General features: G+C 69.1%; 6 protein-coding genes. 4 read left to right on the top strand and 2 right to left on the bottom strand.

What is annotated here, in order from left to right:
* Window positions 1-1,118 (bottom strand): serine/threonine protein kinase (locus tag KF837_44845; GenBank protein MBX3234504.1); only part of this gene is annotated, 1,118 nt, incomplete at its 3' end.
* A 110-nt stretch (window positions 1,119-1,228) separates the two neighbouring features.
* Here KF837_44845 and KF837_44840 point away from each other — a divergent pair.
* On the top strand, window positions 1,229-1,927 hold the full coding sequence (locus tag KF837_44840; protein ID MBX3234503.1) for an ATP-binding cassette domain-containing protein: 699 nt from the start codon (window positions 1,229-1,231) through the stop codon (window positions 1,925-1,927).
* A gap of 13 nt (window positions 1,928-1,940) precedes the next feature.
* On the opposite strand, the gene KF837_44835 is transcribed toward KF837_44840, so the two are convergent.
* The gene (locus KF837_44835) at window positions 1,941-3,626 is read right to left on the bottom strand and encodes a hypothetical protein (protein MBX3234502.1); all 1,686 of its coding nucleotides are present in this window, start codon (window positions 3,624-3,626) and stop codon (window positions 1,941-1,943) included.
* Between the two features lie 141 nt (window positions 3,627-3,767).
* Here KF837_44835 and KF837_44830 point away from each other — a divergent pair, with 141 nt between their 5' ends.
* The 3 genes from KF837_44830 to KF837_44820 all read left to right on the top strand — a co-directional run bounded on the left by KF837_44830 (window position 3,768) and on the right by KF837_44820 (window position 8,248).
* Complete coding sequence (locus tag KF837_44830; protein MBX3234501.1) at window positions 3,768-5,669, top strand: hypothetical protein; 1,902 nt, start codon at window positions 3,768-3,770, stop codon at window positions 5,667-5,669.
* Window positions 5,670-5,968: 299 nt separating this feature from the next.
* Complete coding sequence (locus KF837_44825) at window positions 5,969-7,198, top strand: hypothetical protein (protein MBX3234500.1); 1,230 nt, start codon at window positions 5,969-5,971, stop codon at window positions 7,196-7,198.
* A 27-nt stretch (window positions 7,199-7,225) separates the two neighbouring features.
* A complete protein-coding gene (locus KF837_44820) occupies window positions 7,226-8,248 on the top strand; it encodes an MCE family protein (GenBank protein ID MBX3234499.1) in 1,023 nt (340 codons plus the stop codon).
* Window positions 8,249-8,260 lie beyond the last annotated feature (12 nt).

Here is an 8,260-nt window from a genome sequence, read left to right as displayed (position 1 = left end):
CGATGCATCACGATCGCGGCCATGAGCGCGGCGGCGGCGACGGCGACGATGCCCGCCGCGATCTTCGTCGGCCGGTGCACCGCCTCGCGATCGGGGAGGCTCGCGACGAGCGCGGGGATGGAGTCGTGCTTCGGCGGCGGCGGGACGGAGGGCTCGATCGAGGTCGGCATCGTCTTCTTCATCTCCTCGCTGTCGTGGTCCTGCGGGCGGACGCTGATGCGGCGCGGCGGGACGAGGCAGATCGACTCCGTCTGCTCCGTCGCCGGCGCCTGACCGGTGAGCGCCTCGACGAAGGCGCTCGTCATCTCGCCGACGGACGCGAAGCGGTCCTGCGGGACCTGCGCGCACGCGCGGGCGAACCACGCGTCGAGCGCGGGCGGGAGGTCGGAGCAGCGGTCGGCGATGCGCGGCAACGGCCCGTGGATCGCGAGCGCGATCGCGCCGACGTTGCTGCCTTCGAACGGCTTCGTCCCCGTCAGCATCTCGAACGCGACGACGCCGAGCGACCACACGTCGGTGCGCGGATCGACGAGCGCGCCGACGCTCTGCTCCGGGCTCATGTAGTAGGGCGTGCCCATGATCTCGCCGGGGAGCGTCTCCTTCCCGGTCGCGCGCGCGTGCTTCGCGGTGCCGAAGTCGAGCAGCTTCACGTGGATCGCTTCGCCCTCGCCGGCGCAGAGGAAGATGTTCTCCGGCTTGACGTCGCGATGGATGATCCCCGCCTTGTGCGCCTTCGCGAGCGCCTTGCCGACCTGCGTGACGACGGCGACGGCCTCGCTCGGCTCGAGCCGCCCGCGCTCCCCGAGCACCGCGCCGAGGTCCTTGCCCTCGAGCAACTCCATCACGATGTAAGGGACCCCGTTCGTCGCGCCGTGGTCGAAGACCTGGACGACGTGCTGGCTCTTGATCGCGGCCGCGACCTCGGCCTCCCGCGCGAAGCGCGCCGCGCCGTCCTCGCGCGCCGTCATCTCGCGCGCCATGAGCTTCACCACGACCTCGGTCCGGAGCCCGAGGTGCTCCGCGATCCAGACACGCCCCATGCCGCCCTCCGCCAGCGGCCGGAGGAGGCGGACGCCTTGGGTCACGAAGTCGCCGGCGCGGAGGTCCTTCTCGCTCATCGCCGCAGCATCGTCCGCGCCCCGCGGAGAGTCCAAAAACCGGCTAAGCTGGCGGGCGTCCTCTTGTGATTCAGTTCAAGAACATCGTCAAATCGTTCGGCCCGAAGACCGTGCTCAACGACGTCTCCTTCGACGTCCCCACCGGCAAGGTGTTCTTCATCATCGGGGCCTCCGGCGTCGGCAAGAGCGTGCTCATCAAGCACCTCGTCGGCCTCCTCTATCCGGACTCCGGCGAGATCTGGCTCGACGGCCAGGAGATCTCGAAGTTCGACGAGATCCAGATGGGGCCGATCCGGAAGAAGTGCGCGATGGTCTTCCAGCACTCGACGCTCTTCGACTCGCTCACCTGCGCCGAGAACGTCGCGCTGCCGCTCCGGAAGCACAAGAACCTCACCCCGAAGGAGGCCCTCGGCGAGGCGCGGCAGCGGCTTCATCAAGTGCATATGCAAGAGTTCGGCGACCGCTACCCGCCCGAGCTCGGCGACGGCATGAAGAAGCGCGTCGCGATCGCGCGCGCCCTCACCCTCGACCCGAGCTACGTGCTCTTCGACGAGCCGACGACGTCGCTCGATCCCGTGAGCGCGCGCCGCGTCGACAAGCTGATCCGCGAGCTCTCCGACACGCTCGGCGTCACCTCGATCGTCGTGAGCCACGACCTCCCGAGCATCTTCACGATCGCCGACAAGATCGTGATGCTCTACCGCGGCAAGGTCCTCATGTACGGCTCGAAGGAGGACTTCCGCAAGACCGAGAACGGCATCGTCCAGCAGTTCATCAACGGCCGCGCGAGCGGCCCGATGGAGCTCTGAGCCGAGCCCTCCCTCAGCGACCCTTCACCGCCGCGAGCGTCTCGGTCGCGAGCTCGCCGATCGTCTTGTTCGTGCGGCTCTCCTCGTGGATCTCGCCGGTGAACGACTCGTTCCGCAGCTTGATCACGGGGTAGGTCGTCTTGTCGGTCGTGAACTTCTCGACGACGGCGGCGTGCCCCGCGTTGCCCTTCGCCTTCAGCGACAGGAGCGCGAACATCTTCGTGAGCCAGAAGACGCCCTCGGCGCGGCCGCCGCGGACGAACGCGGCGTCGAGCACGTTCGCCGCGATCGCGGCGGCGCCGGGCGTCTGCTCCAGCGCGTCGGTGTACCCCTTCATCACGGCGGGCACCGCCGAGCTCACGGAGAGCCCCGCGAAGAGCGGCGCGACCCACCGCTCCGGGCTCTGCCGCTTCAGCGCCGCCGTCGCGCGTTTCACGACGTCGAGATCGCCGGTGTAGAAGGTCGCGAGGACCGCGCTCGCGTCGAAGTTCGCCGACGTGCCGAGGAGCTCGAGCACGAGCTTCGCGTCGTCGGGGTTCGCGGTGCGCGCGCGGAGGCGCTCCGTGATCGTCGCGGCGTAGGTGGCGCGATCGAGCTTCGCGAACGTCCGCGCCGAGACGCGGCGCACCGCGCGCGCGTTGTGCTTGAGGCCCTCGCGCGCGGCGGGGATCGCGCTCGGTCCGCGCTTCGCGATCGCCTCCGCCTGCTCGTCCTCCCACGCGTCGCGGCGCCGCTTCGCCGCTTCGCTCTTCTCGTCCTCGAATTGCTTCGCGCCGGCCGCCACCGCGTAGAGCATGTCGAGCGCGGCCTTCATCTGGTTCGCGGGCTCGGCGCACGCCTTCGCGGCGGGCCCGGTCGCGTACTTGCCGAGCATCTCGGCGTCGTTGGGGTGGAGGACGAGCTTCGCGCAGAGCGTCTTCACCGCCTCGACCTGCTCGATCGTCTTCGCGAGCGCCTGCGCGCCGTCGTCCTCGAGCCGCGGCGGCGGCGACCACGCCACCGCGCGTGTCATCGACCTGGCGTCGATCTCGCTCGGCCCCTTCTCCTTCATCGCGCCGAGCCAGGTACGGATCGCGGCGGCGACGCGGTCGTCGGCGCCGGCGGGCCGCCGGTGGAGCGCGTTCTCGGTCGCGGGCACGAGCGGCTCGTCGTTCTCGGGGAGGCCGGTCGCGACGAGGGTCTCCGCCTTCGAGTTGTTCGGCTTCACCGCGCTCACGATCACGTCGACGAGCTCCTGGCTCATGCGCGGCCGCACCTTGAGCAGCGCGTCGACGACGAGGTCGTTCGGGCGGCTCGCGCCGGCGGCGATGTCCGCGTGCATCGCCTTCACGAGGTCCTCGGGCGGCCGCTTCGTCCAGCGCAGGGGCCGCTGATCGCTGCATATTGCAAGCATCTTCGCGATCGCGGCGAGGCTCTCGTCGTCGGTGGTCGGGTGCTCGTCGAGGATCGTGCCGGTGCGGGCCGCGACGCGAGCCACCGAATCGCACTCTGGCAGCTCCGCCGCCGCGCGGAGCTCGATCGCCGCCGCGGCGACGACGCGCGAGTCGTCGGGGCGCTGGCGAAGGAGGTCCCAGTCCTCGGAGGTCACCGGCCCCGCCGCCGCGCGCGTCGCCGCGCGGTGGAAGCGCGAGAGCCTCGCGTAGGCGATACCACCCCCGACGATGAGGGCGACTCCGAGCCAGACTGTGGACCGTTTCAAGGCGTTACGTGCTCCCGTATACCGCGACGGTGGTCGAAAGGGGTGGATCGTGAGGGTCCCATGGTCCCCACGATCCGCTTCCGGAACGCCTATCCTACCATGTGTGCCTGAGTGGCATAGGCACTGCACGCAAGGCCAGCAATGGCGAAGCTTGGGCTCGGCTCGTTGGTGGGACTCGGTTTGTTGGGCGCGGCGGCGATCGTCGCGTGCGGGACGAGAGCAGAGGACACGGAGGTCTCTGCGCACGATCTCACCGACGCGGAGCTCGCGGTCTCCGCGCTCCGGATCATGGGCACGAACGCGGTGCCGGCCGCGCCGGGCCAGGTCGGAGCGTGCAGCTTCACCGGCTGCCACAGCATCAACCCGGTCACGCTCGCGGGCTGGAACGAGCAGTACAAGGCCGCCGTCGACTTCTTGAAGAGCGACGCCTCGAACGACGAGAAGATCGACTTCTTCCGCCAGAACCCGGCCGATCCGCGGACCGGCTTCGCGCCGGAGCGCATCGGCATCCTCACCGCCGGCGCGCACTTCACGCCGGGCCCCACGATCGACGAGGAGCGCCACCCCGAGACGTTCAAGCAGGCGAAGCTGTTCGCGGAGATCTTCGCGGGCAAGGACGACCTCTACGCCGAGTTCCGTCGCGCGACGTTGATGCCCGTCCTCGCCGACTACCCGCGCCTCACGCCGGCGCAGTACGAGACGGTCCTCACCTTCTTCCAGAAGAAGCTCCCCGGCGTCGAGAACTGCGGGACGGGACCGGATCAGGTCCGCTGCATCTTCCGCGAGAACCGCCCGACGAAGTGCGTCGACGACTTCACGAAGCTCGCCGCGCGCACGAGCGCGGTGAAGACGCAGACGTGGGCGGCGAAGAACTTCGCGAACCGGATGCCGATGATCGGCTGCCCCGCGCCGAACCCGGAGAGCCCGGTGAGCCCGACCGCGTGCTTCCAGGCGAAGAAGGCCGACGGCACCGACGTCTTCGAGAAGACGGAGTGGGGCACGGACGGCTCCACGATCCGCGTCCTCCGGAACCTCAAGTCGCCGAACTCGTTCTGGCTCCGCGCCTCGGCCGACGGTCGCTTCGTCGCGACCGGCGGCGGCTCGAACGGCGGCGCGCAGGCGCTCGATCTCCAGGCGACGCTCGACGGACAGTCGCGCGACATCGGGCTCCGCGCCTCCTACGATCCGGACTTCTGGCCCGACAACAAGGCCTTCATGTTCCAGGGCGGCACGAAGTTCTGCGCGCAGTCGCTGCTCGAGAAGCCGTCGACGACGCTCGTGTCGTTCGGCGAGCCGGAGTGCTCGAGCCTCAGCGCGGCGAGCGGCCTCTACCAGACCGTCGGTCAGGTCGTCGCCGACAACTCGATCAGCGATCGCTTCATCCTCTACAGCATCTGGGCGGGCGACTCCGGCGCGTACACCGCGGCCGCGCGCGACACGCCTCCGCGCGGCGGTGAGGACTCGGGCATCAACATCTACACCGCGGTCGCGACCGGCAGCGACGTCGAGGACGGCTACAAGATCGCGGGCGCGGCCTTCAAGATCAAGACGCCGTACCGCGGCGACACGATGATGTCGAAGACGGGCCGCTTGCTCGGCAGCCGCTGGGCGTACGGCAAGGACGCGCAGGGCAACACGCCGTGGGGCTACGCGCTGGAGACGCTCGAGCGCGTGCGGGTCGGCGATCGCTACGAGTTCAAGCTCGAGACGATCGGCAACGTCTGCCTCAAGGGCAACAAGGCGAACCTCTCGTTCGACGAGCGCTTCCTCTCGACGCACCACTACAACGAGCCGAGCGACTTCGGTCCCGACCCCGACCCGGCGTACCTCGCGAAGGGCTCCGCCGACGTCATCGTCATCGACTTCATCACCGGCAAGAAGGTGCAAGTGACGAAGATGCCCCCCGGCTACTTCGCGCTCTACCCGCACTTCCGCTCGGACGGCTGGCTCTACTTCCTCGCCGTGCACCGCGAGACCGGACGGTACATGGCCGTCGCGTCGGACTGGGCGATCCGCCAAGTCGAGGAGCACCCCACGCCTTGAGTAGGCTTGGCAACGTCGGGGGCTTCGCCCCCGACACCCCCACCCCGCGAACACGGCCCTCGCGCGGAGCGCTCGGGTTGCTTCGCGCTTTCAACGTCGGGGGCTTCGCCCCCGACACCCCCACCCCGCGAACACGGCCCTCGCGCTGCGCGCTCGGGTTGCTTCGCAACCGCTTGCGCGGCCGCTTTCGCGGGGCCCCTGTCGCGGCGCTTGCGCTTGCTCTTGCGGCGTGTGCGGTGGACCGCGCTTCGGATCCTGCGGGGGACCAGGGGGCGATTCGGGAGTTGGAGAGGAGGGCGGTGGGGGCGGCGGAGGGGTATCCGGCGGATGTGTTCGATGGGGCGGACGAGGAGAGGTTCGCGACGTCGAAGAAGGCGCGAAGGGAGCTTGGGTGGAAGGTGCTCGCGAAGGCGCTCGCGCCGGTGAAGCTCGCGGCGTTCCCCGACAAGACGATCCCGCGCTTTCGGACGTGGCTGGGGGGCGACGAGGTGGAGCGGCTCTTCGCGAAGATGTACGGCGAGCTCGGGCCCGAGCGCCGCGAGGCGAAGGCGGCGCCGACCGAGCAAGAGCTGGCGTCGCTCTGGGAGTGGAACGCGTCGAGCTTGGGGCCGAGCAGCGAGGCGGACTTCTTCGCGCGGATGAAGCAGGTCGAGGAGGGCGACGCGACGCACGTCGACGGGCTCGGCGGCAACGCGCGGAATGCGTACAGCCCCGGCTTCGTGCAGCACGTGCTCGGCGACTACGGCGCGATGGCGGCGTGCGATCTCGACGCGCTCTCGTTCGAGTCGGCGCCGCCGTCGGCCTCGAACTTCGCGAGCTGCTTCTCGCGCGAGATGCCCGCCGACGCGGCGGTGATCAAGACCTCGTGGCGTCGCAACGACGCGTTCGTCCCCGACGGCCTGCCCGTGATCGACACCTCCGCCGCCGCGCTCGCGACCGCCGACACCTGGAAGCCGAGCGCGGCGCCGAAGGTCAAGGCGGGCCCGCGCGAGGCGTACAGCGTGACGATGTCCGACGACGCGGGCTACTCGCTCGTCGGCCTCCACGTGATGACGAAGGAGCTCCGCCACTGGGTCTGGGTGACGGTCTGGTGGTCGCCCGACGCCGACGGCGACTTCGGCCAGGACCGCCCCGAGGAGATCAAGCAGCTCGGCGCGCCGTGGGACCACTACAAGATGTGCGTGGTGACGGACTTCGACGAGAAGGACCCCGATCCGCGCGGCGGCTTCGAGGGATCGCTCGGCGACGCGCTCGCGGCGGTGCACGGCAAGCACACGTGGTGCTCGAACCCGTTCCTCGAGCGCGGCGCGCACAACGCGCAGACGAACTGCATCGGCTGCCATCAGCACGCGGGCGACGCGAAGGTGCTCGACTCGATCCTCTCCTTCCCGGAGGCGGGCCGCGCGAAGACGCGGGAGAGCTTCCCGACCGACTACTCGTGGGCCTTCATGACGCCCCCCTCCCCCGACACGAAGGACCGCTTCCTCGAGGTCGTGAAGCGGCGGATGAAGCTCTACGCAAACGAGTGACCTTGCCGTACTCTCGATCTCGCTTTCATGGCTCAAGAGAAATCGATCGAGGTCAAGGTCGGCGTCCTCATCCTCGTCTCGCTCGGCATCCTCGCCGCCTTCGTCCTCATCATGGGCGGCTTGTCGTTCGAGAAGACGTACACGGTCTTCGTCGACTTCGACAATCCGGGCGGCCTGCAGTCGGGGGCGCCGGTGCGCGTCGCGGGCGTGAAGTGCGGCAAGGTGAAGGAGCTCTCCTTCATGGGCGGCAAGATCGATCCGAAGACGAACCGCCGCACGCTGGTGCGCGCGAAGATCGAGATCGAGCAGCGGGTGAAGGAGTCGATCCACGACGACGCGGACTTCTACATCACGACGCAGGGCGTCCTCGGCGAGCAGTTCCTCGCGATCGATCCGGGCTCGCCGCAGAAGCCGGTCCTCGCCGAGAACACGATCGTGAAGGGCATCGATCCCCCGCGCCTCGACCTGTTCCTCGCGAAGGCCTACGAGCTGCTCGACACGACGATCAACGGCATCCGCAACAACCGCGAGCTCATCTCCGACATCGCGACGAACACGGCGGGACTGCTGAAGAACCTGAACCTGGTCCTCACCGACAACCGCGAGAAGGTGAACCACATCGTCACGAACCTCGAGCAGCTCTCGGCGGAGGCGAACACGCTGACGGCCCACGCGCGCACGAACTACGTCGACAACCCGAAGATCCAGCGCACGATCGACAACATCGACAAGCTCTCGAGCGACATCCAGAAGGACAGCGGCCCGCTCATCAAGGACACGAAGGAGGCGATCGCGAACCTGAACCGCGCGTCGAAGGCGATCGGCGGCGAGGAGGAGCAGGTGAAGCTCCGCAAGACCCTCGACGAGCTCGCGCAGCTCGCCGCCCGCGCGAACTCGACCGCCGCCGACGCCCAGTCGATCGTGAGCCACATCAAGAAGGGCAACGGCACCGTCGGCGCCCTCGTGATGGACGAGGCCATCTACGACGACGTCCAGGAAATGGTCCGCGACCTGAAGCACAACCCCTGGAAGTTCCTCTGGCGCGAGTAGCGCCCCGCCTCA

It is taken from the genome of Labilithrix sp. (assembly GCA_019637155.1).
GTDB lineage: Bacteria > Myxococcota_A > Polyangia > Polyangiales > Polyangiaceae > Labilithrix.
The sequence above is the reverse complement of the archived record's forward strand: the minus strand, read 5'-3'. Positions and strand labels throughout refer to the sequence as shown.

Excerpts from the sequence above, each read along its gene's own strand:
- KF837_44830 (MBX3234501.1), top strand. The coding sequence starts at position 3,768 with ATGGCGAAGCTTGGGCTCGGCTCGTTGGTGGGACTCGGTTTGTTGGGC.
- KF837_44820 (MBX3234499.1), top strand. The coding sequence starts at position 7,226 with ATGGCTCAAGAGAAATCGATCGAGGTCAAGGTCGGCGTCCTCATCCTC.